Source organism: Shinella sumterensis (assembly GCF_004514425.2).
GTDB lineage: Bacteria > Pseudomonadota > Alphaproteobacteria > Rhizobiales > Rhizobiaceae > Shinella > Shinella sumterensis.
This window is the reverse complement of sequence record NZ_MYFN02000022.1, coordinates 1-13505: the sequence shown is the minus strand read 5'-3', so window position 1 is coordinate 13505 and position 13505 is coordinate 1. Positions and strand designations below refer to the sequence as shown.

The 13505-nt window shown below is 58.7% G+C and carries 23 protein-coding genes; 12 read left to right on the top strand and 11 right to left on the bottom strand.

Annotation, left to right across the window (positions count from 1 at the left end):
* Positions 1 to 89: 89 nt before the first annotated feature.
* The 4 genes from B5M41_RS24810 (at position 90) to B5M41_RS24795 (ending at position 3975) form a co-directional block, all read left to right on the top strand.
* The gene (locus B5M41_RS24810; protein ID WP_134651871.1) at positions 90 to 1544 is read left to right on the top strand and encodes a TrkH family potassium uptake protein; all 1455 of its coding nucleotides are present in this window, start codon (positions 90 to 92) and stop codon (positions 1542 to 1544) included.
* Between the two features lie 79 nt (positions 1545 to 1623).
* Complete coding sequence (locus B5M41_RS24805; RefSeq protein ID WP_134651873.1) at positions 1624 to 2199, top strand: hypothetical protein; 576 nt, start codon at positions 1624 to 1626, stop codon at positions 2197 to 2199.
* A gap of 124 nt (positions 2200 to 2323) precedes the next feature.
* Positions 2324 to 2968: a DUF47 domain-containing protein gene (locus B5M41_RS24800; protein WP_134651875.1), complete on the top strand. Its 645-nt coding sequence runs from the start codon at positions 2324 to 2326 to the stop codon at positions 2966 to 2968.
* Positions 2968 to 3975 carry an inorganic phosphate transporter gene (locus tag B5M41_RS24795; RefSeq protein ID WP_134651877.1) on the top strand — a complete coding sequence of 336 codons (1008 nt, stop codon included), beginning with the start codon at positions 2968 to 2970 and terminating at the stop codon, positions 3973 to 3975. The genes B5M41_RS24800 and B5M41_RS24795 overlap by 1 nt, the downstream gene beginning before the upstream one ends.
* Positions 3976 to 4062: 87 nt before the next feature.
* Here the strand turns inward: B5M41_RS24795 and B5M41_RS24790 are convergent, their stop codons facing one another.
* Complete coding sequence (locus B5M41_RS24790) at positions 4063 to 4401, bottom strand: hypothetical protein (RefSeq protein ID WP_134651879.1); 339 nt, start codon at positions 4399 to 4401, stop codon at positions 4063 to 4065.
* A gap of 547 nt (positions 4402 to 4948) precedes the next feature.
* Here B5M41_RS24790 and B5M41_RS27195 point away from each other — a divergent pair.
* On the top strand, positions 4949 to 5347 hold the full coding sequence (locus B5M41_RS27195; RefSeq protein ID WP_134651882.1) for an NERD domain-containing protein: 399 nt from the start codon (positions 4949 to 4951) through the stop codon (positions 5345 to 5347).
* Here B5M41_RS27195 and B5M41_RS27190 read toward each other — a convergent pair.
* Positions 5232 to 5606 (bottom strand): Arm DNA-binding domain-containing protein, encoded by a 375-nt coding sequence (locus B5M41_RS27190; RefSeq protein WP_134651884.1) that lies wholly within the window; start codon positions 5604 to 5606, stop codon positions 5232 to 5234. The two genes, B5M41_RS27195 and B5M41_RS27190, sit on opposite strands and share 116 nt — an antisense overlap.
* 279 nt (positions 5607 to 5885) lie before the next feature.
* Between B5M41_RS27190 and B5M41_RS24780 the strand changes: the two genes are divergently transcribed.
* From B5M41_RS24780 to B5M41_RS24765, 4 genes are all read left to right on the top strand, one after another.
* Positions 5886 to 6371 (top strand): hypothetical protein, encoded by a 486-nt coding sequence (locus B5M41_RS24780; RefSeq protein ID WP_134651886.1) that lies wholly within the window; start codon positions 5886 to 5888, stop codon positions 6369 to 6371.
* A gap of 240 nt (positions 6372 to 6611) precedes the next feature.
* Positions 6612 to 6704 (top strand): helix-turn-helix domain-containing protein, encoded by a 93-nt coding sequence (locus B5M41_RS24775; protein ID WP_413713358.1) that lies wholly within the window; start codon positions 6612 to 6614, stop codon positions 6702 to 6704.
* Positions 6705 to 6786: 82 nt separating this feature from the next.
* The gene (locus B5M41_RS24770; RefSeq protein ID WP_134653161.1) at positions 6787 to 7038 is read left to right on the top strand and encodes a ribbon-helix-helix domain-containing protein; all 252 of its coding nucleotides are present in this window, start codon (positions 6787 to 6789) and stop codon (positions 7036 to 7038) included.
* Positions 7039 to 7040: 2 nt separating this feature from the next.
* The gene (locus B5M41_RS24765; protein WP_134653159.1) at positions 7041 to 7394 is read left to right on the top strand and encodes a type II toxin-antitoxin system RelE/ParE family toxin; all 354 of its coding nucleotides are present in this window, start codon (positions 7041 to 7043) and stop codon (positions 7392 to 7394) included.
* A 4-nt stretch (positions 7395 to 7398) separates the two neighbouring features.
* Here B5M41_RS24765 and B5M41_RS24760 read toward each other — a convergent pair whose 3' ends face one another.
* Both B5M41_RS24760 and B5M41_RS24755 read right to left on the bottom strand, forming a co-directional pair.
* Positions 7399 to 8091 (bottom strand): DNA methyltransferase, encoded by a 693-nt coding sequence (locus tag B5M41_RS24760; protein WP_230640342.1) that lies wholly within the window; start codon positions 8089 to 8091, stop codon positions 7399 to 7401.
* Complete coding sequence (locus tag B5M41_RS24755; RefSeq protein WP_134653157.1) at positions 8088 to 8306, bottom strand: hypothetical protein; 219 nt, start codon at positions 8304 to 8306, stop codon at positions 8088 to 8090. The genes B5M41_RS24760 and B5M41_RS24755 overlap by 4 nt, the downstream gene beginning before the upstream one ends.
* An 843-nt stretch (positions 8307 to 9149) precedes the next feature.
* On the opposite strand from B5M41_RS24755, the gene B5M41_RS24750 reads away from it, so the two are divergent.
* Positions 9150 to 9452 (top strand): hypothetical protein, encoded by a 303-nt coding sequence (locus tag B5M41_RS24750; RefSeq protein WP_167719535.1) that lies wholly within the window; start codon positions 9150 to 9152, stop codon positions 9450 to 9452.
* Between the two features lie 202 nt (positions 9453 to 9654).
* Here B5M41_RS24750 and B5M41_RS24745 read toward each other — a convergent pair whose 3' ends face one another.
* The gene (locus tag B5M41_RS24745; RefSeq protein WP_134653155.1) at positions 9655 to 10116 is read right to left on the bottom strand and encodes a terminase small subunit-like protein; all 462 of its coding nucleotides are present in this window, start codon (positions 10114 to 10116) and stop codon (positions 9655 to 9657) included.
* A gap of 91 nt (positions 10117 to 10207) precedes the next feature.
* Between B5M41_RS24745 and B5M41_RS24740 the strand changes: the two genes are divergently transcribed.
* Positions 10208 to 10435 (top strand): hypothetical protein, encoded by a 228-nt coding sequence (locus B5M41_RS24740; protein WP_134653153.1) that lies wholly within the window; start codon positions 10208 to 10210, stop codon positions 10433 to 10435.
* Positions 10436 to 10489: 54 nt separating this feature from the next.
* A complete protein-coding gene (locus B5M41_RS24735; RefSeq protein WP_134653151.1) occupies positions 10490 to 10711 on the top strand; it encodes a hypothetical protein in 222 nt (73 codons plus the stop codon).
* 70 nt (positions 10712 to 10781) lie between these two features.
* Here the strand turns inward: B5M41_RS24735 and B5M41_RS24730 are convergent, their stop codons facing one another.
* The 6 genes from B5M41_RS24730 to B5M41_RS24705 all read right to left on the bottom strand — a co-directional run.
* On the bottom strand, positions 10782 to 11252 hold the full coding sequence (locus tag B5M41_RS24730; RefSeq protein ID WP_134653149.1) for a cupin domain-containing protein: 471 nt from the start codon (positions 11250 to 11252) through the stop codon (positions 10782 to 10784).
* A 283-nt stretch (positions 11253 to 11535) separates the two neighbouring features.
* Positions 11536 to 11763: a hypothetical protein gene (locus tag B5M41_RS24725; RefSeq protein ID WP_134653147.1), complete on the bottom strand. Its 228-nt coding sequence runs from the start codon at positions 11761 to 11763 to the stop codon at positions 11536 to 11538.
* 289 nt (positions 11764 to 12052) lie between these two features.
* Complete coding sequence (gene nusG, locus B5M41_RS24720; RefSeq protein ID WP_134653145.1) at positions 12053 to 12559, bottom strand: transcription termination/antitermination protein NusG; 507 nt, start codon at positions 12557 to 12559, stop codon at positions 12053 to 12055.
* Positions 12560 to 12602: 43 nt separating this feature from the next.
* Positions 12603 to 12950 (bottom strand): RNase H family protein, encoded by a 348-nt coding sequence (locus B5M41_RS24715; protein ID WP_167719529.1) that lies wholly within the window; start codon positions 12948 to 12950, stop codon positions 12603 to 12605.
* On the bottom strand, positions 12947 to 13252 hold the full coding sequence (locus B5M41_RS24710) for a winged helix domain-containing protein (RefSeq protein ID WP_134653141.1): 306 nt from the start codon (positions 13250 to 13252) through the stop codon (positions 12947 to 12949). The genes B5M41_RS24715 and B5M41_RS24710 overlap by 4 nt, the downstream gene beginning before the upstream one ends.
* Before the next feature lie 37 nt (positions 13253 to 13289).
* On the bottom strand, positions 13290 to 13505 hold a 216-nt coding region (locus B5M41_RS24705), incomplete at its 5' end, for an integrase core domain-containing protein (RefSeq protein WP_230640319.1).

Sequence of the window (13505 nt, the reverse complement as noted above, 5' to 3'; positions counted from 1 at the left end):
TCCTTGAGTTTGGACGTCGCAGAGGCTATGGCATATCGACGCGACGGTTTCCACCCGCCCTGGCCGAGATGGCCTCATCGAGACCAACCTTGAACGCCACGATCTTCCGTTCCGCCATCAATATCGCCGCCATTGCGGGCATGTACATGTCCGTGGCGATGCTCGTCCCGGCCTTCATCGACGTCTATTACGGCCATCCCGATTCGGAAGTCTTCTTCCTGTCCGCGTTCTTCACGGGCGGCCTTTCGCTTGCCACAGCCGCGGCCACCCGTGCCGGCCCGCCGCCGTTCAACAAGCGCATGGGCTTTCTCGTCGTCAACATGCTGTGGCTTTCGGCCAGCATCATCGGCTCGATCCCGCTGTGGCTGTCCTCGATGAAGCTCAGCTACGCGCAGGCCTTCTTCGAATCGGTCTCGGCGATCAGCACGACGGGGTCCACCGTCATCGTCGGCCTCGATCACGCGCCCCCGGGCATCCTGATGTGGCGGTCGCTGCTGCACTGGCTCGGCGGCGTCGGGATCCTGGCGCTCGGCCTCTTCATCATGCCCTACCTGCGCGTCGGCGGCATGTCCTTCTTCAAGCTGGAATCGTCTGACACCGCCGACAAGCCGTTCGCTCGCATCGCCAGCTATACCCGCGCCTTCCTCGCCATCTACGTGGCGATCACCCTGATCTGCGCCGTCACCTATGCCGCGCTTGGCATGACCCGCTTCGATGCCTTGAACCACGCCATGTCCACGGTCGCGACCGGCGGGCTTTCGACGCATGACGCCTCCTTCGGCTACTTCAAGAGCCTGCCGCTCCTGTGGGCCGCCACCTTCTTCATGACGCTCTCCAGCCTGCCCTTCTCGGTGCTCATCCTCTTCGTCGTGCGCGGCCGGATCGATGCCTGGCGCGATCCGCAGATCCGCGTCTTCCTCGGCTACCTCGTGCTGTTCGCCATCGCCGCCAGCATCTTCCAGCGGTTGCAGAACGGTGTCTCGTTCCACGAGGCGCTGGCGCACTCCTTCTTCACCGTGTCCTCGATCCTGTCCACGACAGGCTTCGTCAGCGACGACTATACGCAGTGGGGCCATTTCATCGTGGCGCTCGCCTTCGTCGCGACCTTCATGGGCGGCTGTTCGGGCTCCACGGCCGGTGGTCTCAAGGCCTATCGGCTGATCATCCTGTTCAACTTCATGCGCACCGGTCTCTACCGCCTGATCTATCCCGACGGCATCCACGCCGTGCGCTACGGGACGATGACGGTCGATGCCGATTTCCAGCGCACCGTCTTCCTGTTCTTCCTGACCTATGTGAGCCTATCCGCGATCGGCGCCATTCTGCTCGGCCTCATGGGCTATGACGTGCTGACGGCCATCTCGGCAGCCGCCACCTCCCTCTCCAACGTCGGCCCGGGTGTCACGGAGGCCATCGGCCCGTCGGGTTCATTCGCCATTTTCCACGACGCTGCACTCTATCTCCTGTCGTTTCTCATGCTGCTCGGCCGTCTGGAAATCCTCACCGTGCTCGTCCTCCTGACGCCGCTGTTCTGGAAAAGCTGACCGGGTACAGTCGTCGAGGCGTTCTTGACTGTTGTCACGCTTCTCCGCATCTTGCCGAAATCGGCTGGAGGAAGACGGAATGTTCGTGTCGAAGTCACTGTTGCCCCTGTTTCTTGCCGCGTCCCTGGCATCACCGGCGCTCGCCGGGCCGCTTGCCGATGCCGCCCGGAAAGCTGAGGAACAAGCCGCGGCCGGTGATCCCGTGGGCGCCCACAACACCATCCGCGACGCCTTCGGCGCCTTCGCCGCCACGCTTCCGTTCACCATCGGCAAGGCCGTGTTCGTCGCGGCCCCGCCCGAGGGATACGGCATGTATTCGACGCGCCCGACCTCCGACTTCAAGTCCGGCGAAACCTTGATCTCCTACGTCGAGCCGGTGGGGCTCACCTGGCGCGCGGGCGATGGCGGCAATCTGGAGTCCCACTTCACCGTCGACTTCGAACTGCTCGATACGAAGGGCGCCAAACTCGCCGAACAGAAGGCCTTCGGCTCCTTCGATTTCAAGGGAACGGTGCGCAACCAGGAGGTCTTCGCCAAGCTGACGCTCAAGCTCAGCGGCCCGCCGGCCGGCGACTACGTGCTGCGCTACCGCTTTCGCGACACGGCAAGCGGCGCCGTCGCCATCAGCGAACAGCCCTTCAAAATCGTGCAGTAAGCCGGCTATCGAAGTTTTCCACAGGCTTTGAGAGAATTGGGACAAGCCCCAATCCGGGCTTTCCAGCGCATGGGCGCTGAATTATGACAGCGACATGACAACCCCAGCCACGTAAGGGGCACCCATGCTCTCGCTGTTTCGCAAACTCATGCCGCGTGAAGACCGGTTCTTCGATCTCTTCGAGCGGCATTCCCGCACCGTCGTCGGCGCCGCCGAGGCGCTCCAGGCCGTCCTGGCCGGCGGCCCGGACATGGAAAAGCACTGCGACCGCATCGTCGCGCTGGAAGACGAGGCGGACGCGATCACGGCCGAGGTCCTGCTTGCGGTGCGCCGCAGTTTCATCACGCCCTTCGACCGCGGCGACATCAAGGACCTCATCCAGTCGATGGATGACGCGATCGACATGATGCACAAGATGGTCAAGACCATCCGCCTCTACGAGCAGACGAGCTTCCAGCCCGGCATGCAGGAAATGGGTGCGGCGGTCGTCAAGGCCGCCCATCTCGTCGCCGAAGCCATTCCGCTGCTCGACAAGGTCGGCGTTCACGCCGACCGCCTCAGCGCCATCGCCCAGGAAGTCACCCGCGTCGAGGGCCGTTCCGACGAACTGCATGATCAGGGCGTGAAGGAGCTCTTCAAGACCTACGGCAAGACCGATCCGATGGCTTACATCATCGGCAGCGAGATCTACAGCGAACTGGAGAAGGTGGTCGACCGCTTCGAGGACGTGGCAGACGAGATCAGCGGCATCGTGATCGAGAACGTCTGATGGACGCCACCCTCGCCCTGCCGCTGCTCATCGCCCTCGTGGGCATCGCGCTGCTCTTCGACTTCCTGAACGGCCTGCACGACGCGGCGAACTCCATCGCCACCATCGTCTCCACGCGCGTTCTTCGCCCGCAATATGCCGTCATGTGGGCGGCGTTCTTCAATTTCATCGCCTTCCTGTTCTTCGGCCTGCATGTCGCCGAAACGCTCGGCAAGGGCATCATCGATCCCTCCATCGTCAGCCCGCTCGTGATCTTCTCCGCCCTCATGGGCGCGATCATCTGGAATGTCGTGACCTGGATCTTCGGCATTCCCTCGAGCTCCTCGCACGCGCTGATCGGCGGACTGGTCGGCGCGGGCCTCGCCAAGACCGGCTTCGACGCCGTCGTCTGGAGCGGCCTGATCAAGACGGCGAGCGCCATCTTCCTGTCGCCGGCCATCGGATTCTTCCTCGCCCTGATCCTGGTCCTCACCGTGTCCTGGATCTTCGTGCGGCAAACGCCGTTCGCCGTCGACCGCACCTTCCGCGTCATGCAGTTCATCTCGGCCTCGCTCTACTCGCTCGGCCATGGCGGCAACGACGCGCAGAAGACGATGGGCATCATCGCGGTGCTTCTCTACTCGCAGGGCTATCTCGGCGGAGAATTCTACGTGCCGTTCTGGGTGGTCATCACCTGCCAGGCGGCCATGGCACTCGGCACGCTGATGGGCGGCTGGCGCATCGTGCACACGATGGGCTCGAAGATCACCCGTCTCAACCCGATGCAGGGCTTCTGCGCGGAAACCGGCGGCGCGATTACCCTCTTTGCGGCGACATGGCTCGGCATTCCCGTCTCGACCACCCACACCATCACGGGCGCCATCATCGGCGTCGGCGCGGCCCGTCGCGTCACGGCCGTGCGCTGGGGCCTCGCCGGCAACATCGTCTGGGCATGGATCATCACCCTGCCCTCGGCCGCGGCCATCTCCGCACTGTTCTACCTGGTCTTCGCCGCCATTTCGGGCTGATCAAAACAAAAAAGTCCGGTGACAGCAACGTCACCGGACGTCCGTCGTCCAACGCGGCAACAGCACGACAGGCTCAGGGCGAAGCCCTCAAAAGCCCGATTCTGCGCCTTCCAGATCGCTGCCCTCGCAGGCCGACACATTGGCGACCTCATAGGTCGTCTTTCCCGGTTCGGCCGGCGGAACGGGCGTCAGCGTGACGATGACGTAGCATTCGGAATTCTGCACGCGCCATTCGATCTGCCCATTGTCGCGCGTGCGAACCTGCTCCAGCGTATCGAACGCCCGTCCGCCCATGGCGAAAGACACCTTGTCGCTGCCGACGACCGCCTGGACCTGCTCGCTCGCATCATAGAACCCCGAAAGCGCCGCCGAAGCCGGCACTGCGAGCCCGAGGGTGATGAGCGATGCAAGAAGCCCATATTTCATGAATAATGATCCCCGCCGCAGAATTCGATTGCCGCCATTCTCCAGAAACGAACCGCTTCGAATCCGAATAAAGCGATAAAAACAGAACACCGGAAAACATCCGGCCCCCGCCGGATTACCCAATCCCGTTTAACACTCGGCTTACGCTTGTCAAACCTTGGGTAAAAAACACATGCGGCTGGACGTGCACAAAGCAGCATGCGTAAAGCACGCAACATCACCGACAAGTAAGCCGAAGACCAACATCCGAACGTTGAGAAAAGCGGTTAATTCAAGAAATTCAGGTGGTGAGCGCGCAGGGATTCGAACCCTGGACCTACTGATTAAAAGTCAGAGCGGTCAATCAATAAATACTTGTTTTAACATGGTAATTTCGAACAAAATTATGACTGTGCGTAATACTGTGCGTGTGAGAGCGGTCTATATCGGCCCCCAAAATGGCCTGCCAACCGCTCACATCTGCGTGATTAGGGAGACACTCACTACTGGTGCACTGCTTTCAAGCTGCCCCATCTGCAAAGCAACCAATTTCTGCTAGCTTCGGCTCATGATCGCTAGAATTGATGATTATCTTGAGGTGTTCGTTGGCGAACCAATCGTACACCGTTCAGAAGAAAAATTTCTTAGAGCTTTGAGCGTGTTTGCGAATGACCGCAAACTGCCATTGCTTGTTTTCAGCAACTTCGAACTCTCGGGCCGCCAGTTTGATTTCGTTGTTGTCACCGCTGCCTGCGTTGCCGTCGTGGAGATAAAGTCGAGCGCCTTTCCTGTACGCGGCGACATCAACGGTAGATGGGAATACGCGACCGCTGATGGAGGATGGGCATCTGTCACCAACGGCTATCAACAGGTTCTTCAGCGAAAACATATTCTTCGCGATGCGATGGAAGGCATATCCGGTCGGCGTCTGGGTTTCTGCCTTCATCAAGTTCCTGCTTGCGCTTGATAACCTCCAATCGTGCCGACGCTACATTGTAGCTGACGGGGGTGCCGATTACCTTGCGGCAACGCTCGCCATTGAACTGGTAGGCATGGATGAACGCTTTACGGCCCAAGGCAGTTACCCTCAGTCCTAACCCCGAAACGGAATTATTGCGGACTCGTCCATCTGCGCCGGTGGGGTGATCCCAGTAGATTTCCTGGTCTTTTCCAGCGGGACAGCTTGCCGTGAAAACAATATCGTCAGTTAAAAATAGTTTAGGCATTCGATGTAACTTCCATGTACCAATTTTATATCAAATGTTACATGGATTGCGGAGCAATGACCAAATACTATTTCAAAAAATGATGTGAATTCAAATGAATAAGATGGGTAATATTTCGGAGAATTCGGAATATTCGGGCTCTTAATCAATTGGTCGTGGGTTCGAATCCCTCCCGGCCCACCAATATTTTCAAAGATTTACCTCGATAGCGCCCCCGCAAGGGGGCGCTTCATGTAGCATCTGTGTAACCGTGACAACACGCAGTATAAGGGGGCAGACATGTTCAACGTTACGCCAGTAGCTTCTAAACCTTTCTCGGTTGACGAGGCCGATGTTCTGCGCATCCAGCACGCCATAACTGGGATCATGCAGCCGGGAAGCAATGCCCGTATTGACGCGAAGGTCACTCTTGACGTTGTGGACGATCCCAAGACCATTGCAGACAAGGTCAATGCAGCCGTCAAACCGCCGCTTGGCGTTCTCACACTCCCTAACGGGAATCCCGTTTGGTTCTCTGGCCCTGCGACACAGGGGCCGATTTGGATTCCTCAGGGCGAAATTGACGCCAAGACAAAGTCCGCCGTCCTCATTGCTGGGAAAAGGCTGTTCGTCCGCAACTCACCCGAAGATGTGGCCCGGATTGTCAAAGAGGCAGGCGGCTACGTTCTTCCAATCAAGACGCTATGGGACGATCTTGATGCCGCAATGAAGAGCGTGGTCCCCGAGCCGGATACCGTCCAAGACTGGCCCGACCAGGACCGATAGCTTTCGACGCCCGTTTCTTGGTCATTCTACTGTCGCCTGTTCTTTGCGCTCTAGCGACCGCGCCCCCCTACCCCACGGCCTTGGTGAACTGCCCCCACTTTCGACCGGACAGTCGGCATAAGCAGAAAGGCTCAAGCACAGGCTTGAGGACAGGCTTATGTCTAACGCATATCGACACGTTGAATTGCTGACCGGTGATGTCCGCCGCAGGCGGTGGACAACGCCCGCGCACGCAAGATTGTGGTGGAGCGGCGGGCAAAGGGCGAAAGCTGCGCCCGCATTGCGCGGGACTTAGGAGTCAGCGAAAGCACCATTTGCCGTATTCAAGCCTGACCGCCCTCCCACTGCCACGTGATGAATATTGACAATATGTGTCACGCTTCCCATACTAAGAAGAGAACGAAAGGGTATGCCCATGCCGTCCGGCAGCATTCATGTGAAGGTCAGCGGCGCGCTGCAAGATCACATCCAGCGGCAAATCGGGGATGACGGTCTCTATGAGAACGCGAGCGAGTACATCCGCGCGCTCATCCGCCGCGACCTTCAAACCCGCGATGAAGCATGGGATACCTTGCAGAAGGAACTGGCTCCCGCCATGCGTGCGGATGACAGCGAGTTCTTCGCTGTTTCCGCCGAGGACGTCATCCGCCGTAACAAGCGCAGCTGACGATGGCCGGTTATCGCTTCTATCCTCGCGCGGATGCCGCGCAGGACAAAATCTGGCGCGACACCCTGGACACCTGGGGTGAGGCGCAGGCGGACGCCTACATTCGTGGCCTTCACGTCCATTTGCAGCGCCTTTGCGAAGTCCGCGCTATCTGGCGTCGTCTCCCGCAAAAGCTGGCGGTTCCGGCCGACGTCAAACGCGAGGCGTATTTCAGCCGCTATGAGCACCACTACGTGTTCTTTCGGGAACTGGATAACGGCGACCTCGGCGTTATGAGCATCCTGCATGAGCGGATGGACCTGCCGGTGCGTCTGAAAGACGACCTTAACGCCCTTGACGCGAAAGGCAGAGAGTAGGTCGTCACGACGGTTGGCGGACACGCGCCCGTGCAGTGGTAACGTGGCCCTCGTCGAGTTCGATACCAAGAAAGCGCCGCCCGCAGGACCGGGCGGCGACCAGAGTGGACCCTGAACCGCAAAACGGGTCAAGCACCAATCCGCCCTCGGGACAATACGTACGCACCAGGGGTTCCAGCACCTCGACCGGCTTCTGGGTCGGATGCAGCCTGTTGCCGGTGTAAACCCAGCCCGAGACGTCCGATACCGGGCGCGCGGGCAAAGGCGGCTTTCCCTTCGCCAGCACATAGGCGCATTCGTGCGAAGCACGGAACAGCCCGCTGCGTGATGCATAGGGCTTGCAGAACACGAGATGCCCTACCCTACGAAAGCCTGCCGCCGCCCATGCGGAGACAAAGGCCTCCGTGGCGGTCCAGCCGTAGAAGCTGATGCATAAGGTGTCCGGCTTCATAAGGCGGTACACCTCGCGGAATGCAGGCTCCAGCCAGTCGGCGCAGGTATCGTTGGCGATCATGCGGCCCAGCCGGTCGCGATAGCCGCAGATATAGGGCGGATCGGTCAGCACGAAATCAACGGATTCGGATGGCAGTCCGGCCATGACCTGGACGCAGTCGCCGTGGAGGACGGTGTCTTCCGGCAAAGCCACCTCCGGGAAATGGAGGTGGCCGTCGCGGACGCGGTAAGGCGCGGGCATCATTGCCCGCGTCCTTTGCGGCTGGTGGCATCGGCCGCCTTGACGGTGCGGATAACCACGCGGCCATCCAGGGGCAGCAGGGTCAAGGTCAGGTTGAGGCCGTTGCCGTCCGCGTGCTGCCATGCAGCACCGATCTTGGTCCAGAAGGCGTTATCGCCTTTGCCTTCGACCACGTAGACGCTGTGCGTCGGCGTGGTGTTGGTGGTGTCGTTGCTCATGTCGGGGTCTCCCGTTGGTTGGTCCGGTCACACCCTTCGCGACCGGTCGGGGTCCCAAGGACGCCGTACGCGCGCGTCCGCAACGGAGGGTCCGGCCGAGGCTCCTACGGGATACGGCTGGATGCCTTGCGGAGGTGACGGACGGTGTCACGCCCGACCTACCGGTGCGACGGACGAGACCGGCCTGACGGAATGCCACGGCAAAGGCACCGCCAACGTCCTGCCGGAAAACGGCGGGACGCTGGGACCGGAGCCGCGTTCCGGCTTCGGGCGCAGCCATCATCGGCAAACAACGTCGGACGTAAAACGTCCGTCCGCTTCACGACCGGAGGTCTGTCACTCCCTCATAAGATTAGGGAGTGACAGACCTCACCAAATCCACTGTGGCAGCGGCCTTTTCGCAAATGCTCCGACACGACCCGCAAATGACGCTGCGCTCCGCTATACGCCGCGCCCATCATTTCCTGCCGTGAGGTCTGGCCACAGGAAGCCGGTGGCGTCCACTATCCCCCAGGCAACACACGCCTGATCGATCTCACTTGACCTTTTTCCCAATCACAGGAGAGCAGAATGCTGGCTCATCTCATACGTGCGCCGCCGCGGCGGCCGCCCCTCCGTTTGCCAACCTCCGGCGCGCGGATGCCCAACAGGGCACACCATATCGACCCGTCAACCGGCGGGTTCGGGAGGCTTCTACCGTAAATACGCATTCCGGCCATGCCGCGAATGACCTTCGCGGGGTGTCCTGCTCTACGGACAGGCATCAGCCATCAACACTCACCTTAAACACCTGAGGAATGGCGGGCTCTACTTCGGCGGTGCGTCCTTGCTGGTCGCGAAGATATGCTTGAAGCAATTCGTTCGATTGTTTCTGGTCGTGTGGAGCTTGCGCAATTACCGCCCAATGCTCGTGACGCGCTTCATCTCTTCGTTGATTCTTCCCGCAGACGCTGGTCCGAGTTGGTGGAGGAGCTTCCGGATGAAGCACCCGCGCGTTTTCCACTTGGCAGCTATGAATTGGGCTTCTCGCTTGTAGGAGCTCAGCCAGCGGCGAACCTCGCCGAACTTCAAGCGCGGCTGGAGCACGCCCGCCGCATCAGCCTTACGGGTTGGCCGTTCTTTCTCCGGATGAACACTCGCGAATGAGCTGCTTCCGGCAACATGTGCCAGTAGGTGCCGGGCCGCGTCATAGCGCTGACCGCGTGCTTCTGAAGGTCTATCTCGTCCTTACCCGCGCGACGATGCCAAAATAGAAACTGGCGGCGGCATCCCTGCTCCCAGGCGTTCCACGCAGCCATTTGATAGTCGCGTGGTCGCCAGCCATGCGCCGGAATGCGGATCGTCGCCATTACGTTTCCGAGAAGCGGACAACCTCAACCTTCAGCGGGCCGCCGTCAGGATCGGTCAAGGCCACTTTGGCGCCGTACTTCTTCGGCTTCAGCTTCTCCGCGATCCACTGCCGTGTTTTGATGCGGAGGTCAGAACGCCGGAGAGCTTCACCATTCTCCTGCCAGCCAATGTTCTCGCCGTCGGCGTTCTTCTTCTCCATCCAGTCGTTCGAACCATCATCGGCGATGTCGATCATCTCGTCGACAAGAGCGTCGGTCTGGGCATCGCGCGCGTACGCGTACTTGGTGCGGAAACCCTCATGCTCTTCAGAGGCAAGCCAATCGAACACTGTGCGCTTTGCCGGCATATCCTCATCGAGACAGATCGACCGAAGACTCTCGCCTTCCGCCAATCGCTCGCAAATCTTCGCCGCTATCGCGTCGGAGTACCGTGAAGGCCTCCCTTGCTTATTTTCCGCCATAGGTTTCGACGCTTCTGTTCGTGGGAACCTCGCCCTTGAGGCCTCCAACACTTCTGTTAGTCTCTCAACCGAAACATTTATGGAGGCAGACTTGAACAAGGATCAGTTGTTGGTGCGCCGCGCTGGATATCAGGAGGAACTCGACAATGTCCTTGAGTCCCTTGCACTTTATGAGAACGGCAGATTCACAATGCATGGCCGCACAGGAGACGGTCCCTTCGTCGACATGACGGCTCAGATGAGAGACCAGTGTCACAGAACGAAGGCTACTCTGGAGCGGATAATTTCCGAACTTAATGAGCGGATTGCGGCACTTTGAAACCTCTACCCTATACCGAAGATACAGTGAGGCATCTGAAAACGAGGGCTAGAGATGAATACGCCGTCACTGCAACATCGGGTCAATCTGCTTGATGATGGGTTAGTTGTTACCGACGAGGGCGAATATCTTGGCACATGGGACGCCGACGATACCGATGCGTTTGTTAGGTTTTTTCCCGACGGCGCGGTCGAATATCTGTTTCTAGACCCGTTCAGATGGGGGCTTTGCAATCGGATTGAGGCCTGGCACGCGAGCCTGTCAAATGGAGAATGAGAAGCCGGACCGAAGCCCGGCTCTCGTTCGTAATGTCTATGTGCGCCAGCGCCTATCATATGGCTCGGCGCTACTTCGTGCAGTAACAACAATAGCCTAGGTACTGCTCATCTCCCACCTTGTAACCGTACATTTGGCCGGGCGGTATATACAGCCAATCCCCCGCCCCCAGCGTGAGGTTGCCGGATGGTAGATCCGTAAAAGTGATACTTCCCAGCGTTATAGTTCGGATGAAACCCTTTGTATGCCTATGAGGCTTAACCACAGAGCCAGGCTTTGCTGTGACTTGGAAAAGCGCTGTACCGTCACAAAAAACAAAGGGTAGAGCAAACTTCTCTACTGTTTCCTCTTCGGGCATGTGGTCTGAGAATTGCGCGTCTATAATTTCACTCTGTCCGAGCGCGTATGCGGAAAAAGCACGTTTAGCGTTTTCTGGGAACTCTTTTGAAGAAACAACTTTGTCTTTCGAAAATCCGAAGGACATCGCTATATCTTCAAATTTATCAACGTTTTGAACGCAATAGAACCGTTCTTCCCCCATTTTGGCCTCCTTTGCCATCGAAATGATAAGCATGACACCATACAATCGAAAAAAAACAATCCTAGAATGCAGATAAATCAACCCTAAGTAAGGTGTTCGGCTATTGGGCTTTTAATCCATTGCGAGGATCGAACCGACGAGGTCGATCTGGCAACAAGATCATTTCAAGTTTCTCGGAATTCAAGCATGATCGAGAAGGCAGATTGGTAAAACCCGAGGTCCTCCGGTTGCTACCGGATCGCTAATCGTGATGCAAAAGCAACTTTCAAGTTTCCGCTTGGCGCTACAGTTCTTCACCTTCAGAGTAGTCGACGTAGATAAAGCCGACCGGTTTTCCAACCCTATCGGTTACCTCATGGTGGCCTTCGTCCAACTCGTCGATTTCAAATCGATCCGCCAATGCTCGCAATACGTCAGCGGCCCACCTGTTGTTCACTGCGGCCGTCGGGCCGGTGAATTGCAGTTGGACATCGCACGCCAGATACTGCGTCAGTTCGCCGTCACTACCCATCTCTTCCATCCCCTAGTTGGGTCGAAAGGGTATAGAAGGCAGAACACCAATGACAAGCACGCGGGACTTTCGGTGGCGCAGAATACTGCATCTGCCCTCTGATAGGCGTTAAATGGCAAACACGCGGGCCCGCCAGGTTGCATCGCAAGCGCTCGCTCCGTTAGTCAGGAATGCAAGGGCGGGTATTTTCGGCAATAGCACGCCAATCGGCCGGATAACTTCCGGCCGGTGCCCCGTGGGTGACTCTGTGGCCCCCAACAGCATCAGGCACAAATCAATTGTGCGTAATTTACGCGACTAGGCGAACGTTTTCAACCCCTATCTCAATTTCCCGAATGGTTCCCAGGATCTCGACAGCGGCCCGCACCGCACGCCTTCCCGCAACGCTCGTGACGCAAAGGTGATAGCCCGCCAAGGCACCGTTCTTCACCTCCACGGTTTGTCCCGCCTTGAGGCGGCGAGCCGGAGGCCGCAGCACATCGAAATCACCACGGGCCTCTGCTTCCTTGAGGTTATCAACTATCTCACGGGATACAGGCAGCGGCGTTCCCTCGCCGTCGCGTAGAAGACCAATCACGTTCCGCATGTCATGGATTCGGCCCACGTCAGCGGGGTGCAGCTCTGCGAAAGCGTATCCGGTGAACAGCGGGAACTCCCGAGAGACCCAGGCTTTTGTCCGGAAGTGTCGCACTTCCTTCCGCATAGTCGGGAAGTAGGCATTAACTCCAGCTTCTTCAAAATCCTTGAGAGCTTGCGACCGCTTCCCGGCCCTCAGACGTGCCACATACCACAACATATCAAACCTCGTTCCTTGCCTGGGAGAGAGACGCCGCACCGGACTAGTGCGACATCAGGGCCCGATATTGGGCAATGAGGTAATCATCAGTTTCCGCCGGATCGAGCGCCGGGATAGCCAGCATAGAAAGCTCATCGGCCCGCTCGTTCCCCCTTACGCCGGAATGCCCTTTCACCCATTGCAGAGTGATCGGGTAGTCCGTCAGCGCTTCATCAAGCGTCCGCCACAGGTCAGCGTTTTTCAGCTCGCCCTCCCCGCGCTTCCAGCCGTTTTTCCTCCAGCGCCGCCGCCACTCATTGCAGCCCTTCACGACATACAAGCTGTCGGAATGCAGGTGGACTTTTCGCCTGGGCGCACGTCGTGGATAGGGAAAAAACCGATCCTCTGTCATGCGGCGCCATCCACGACACATACATCCGAATGAAGCACATAGCGGGCATGGGAGCCGGGAAAGTCCCCGCCATGGCTTTCGCGCACCGTCTCGATGGCAAAGCCATATCCGCGCAGCTTGAAGACGTAGTGGCTCCAACGGGGCCCGGGAGGGTTCATGGGCGTGCAACCGGCCATGCCGGCGCGCATCAAGTTTTCCAACGCCCACTTCTCACGCCCTTTCAGCGTGATCGGAAGGGAGCCGGCCAGGTCGTCACAACGCTGGACGCGGATTTGGTTCTGTGCTCTAGGTTTAGAGGTCATGGGGGTGGAGTGCTCCCCATTTCACCGGACAGATCGGCTAGTTTGATTTAGCCCTGATGAACTGCCGAGGGGAAGCCATCTTGAGTGCGGAATGGGGATGGATTTCGTTGTAGTCTTCGATCCATCCGTCGATGAGCCGGAGCGCCGTTTCGGCGTCTGGCAGAGCTGATATGCGCACGTAATCCCGTTTCAGGGTTTTGACGAATGCCTCTGACATTCCGTTCGACTGGGGACTGGCGACCGGCGTGAAGCA

Coding starts and splice junctions, on each gene's coding strand:
- B5M41_RS24805 (WP_134651873.1), top strand. CDS start 1,624: ATGTTCGTGTCGAAGTCACTGTTGCCCCTGTTTCTTGCCGCGTCCCTG.
- B5M41_RS24800 (WP_134651875.1), top strand. CDS start 2,324: ATGCTCTCGCTGTTTCGCAAACTCATGCCGCGTGAAGACCGGTTCTTC.
- B5M41_RS24795 (WP_134651877.1), top strand. CDS start 2,968: ATGGACGCCACCCTCGCCCTGCCGCTGCTCATCGCCCTCGTGGGCATC.
- B5M41_RS24790 (WP_134651879.1), bottom strand. CDS start 4,401: ATGAAATATGGGCTTCTTGCATCGCTCATCACCCTCGGGCTCGCAGTG.
- B5M41_RS27195 (WP_134651882.1), top strand. CDS start 4,949: ATGATCGCTAGAATTGATGATTATCTTGAGGTGTTCGTTGGCGAACCA.
- B5M41_RS27190 (WP_134651884.1), bottom strand. CDS start 5,606: ATGCCTAAACTATTTTTAACTGACGATATTGTTTTCACGGCAAGCTGT.
- B5M41_RS24780 (WP_134651886.1), top strand. CDS start 5,886: ATGTTCAACGTTACGCCAGTAGCTTCTAAACCTTTCTCGGTTGACGAG.
- B5M41_RS24770 (WP_134653161.1), top strand. CDS start 6,787: ATGCCGTCCGGCAGCATTCATGTGAAGGTCAGCGGCGCGCTGCAAGAT.
- B5M41_RS24765 (WP_134653159.1), top strand. CDS start 7,041: ATGGCCGGTTATCGCTTCTATCCTCGCGCGGATGCCGCGCAGGACAAA.
- B5M41_RS24760 (WP_230640342.1), bottom strand. CDS start 8,091: ATGATGCCCGCGCCTTACCGCGTCCGCGACGGCCACCTCCATTTCCCG.
- B5M41_RS24755 (WP_134653157.1), bottom strand. CDS start 8,306: ATGAGCAACGACACCACCAACACCACGCCGACGCACAGCGTCTACGTG.
- B5M41_RS24750 (WP_167719535.1), top strand. CDS start 9,150: ATGCTTGAAGCAATTCGTTCGATTGTTTCTGGTCGTGTGGAGCTTGCG.
- B5M41_RS24745 (WP_134653155.1), bottom strand. CDS start 10,116: ATGGCGGAAAATAAGCAAGGGAGGCCTTCACGGTACTCCGACGCGATA.
- B5M41_RS24735 (WP_134653151.1), top strand. CDS start 10,490: ATGAATACGCCGTCACTGCAACATCGGGTCAATCTGCTTGATGATGGG.
- B5M41_RS24730 (WP_134653149.1), bottom strand. CDS start 11,252: ATGGGGGAAGAACGGTTCTATTGCGTTCAAAACGTTGATAAATTTGAA.
- B5M41_RS24725 (WP_134653147.1), bottom strand. CDS start 11,763: ATGGGTAGTGACGGCGAACTGACGCAGTATCTGGCGTGCGATGTCCAA.
- nusG (WP_134653145.1), bottom strand. CDS start 12,559: ATGTTGTGGTATGTGGCACGTCTGAGGGCCGGGAAGCGGTCGCAAGCT.
- B5M41_RS24715 (WP_167719529.1), bottom strand. CDS start 12,950: ATGACAGAGGATCGGTTTTTTCCCTATCCACGACGTGCGCCCAGGCGA.
- B5M41_RS24710 (WP_134653141.1), bottom strand. CDS start 13,252: ATGACCTCTAAACCTAGAGCACAGAACCAAATCCGCGTCCAGCGTTGT.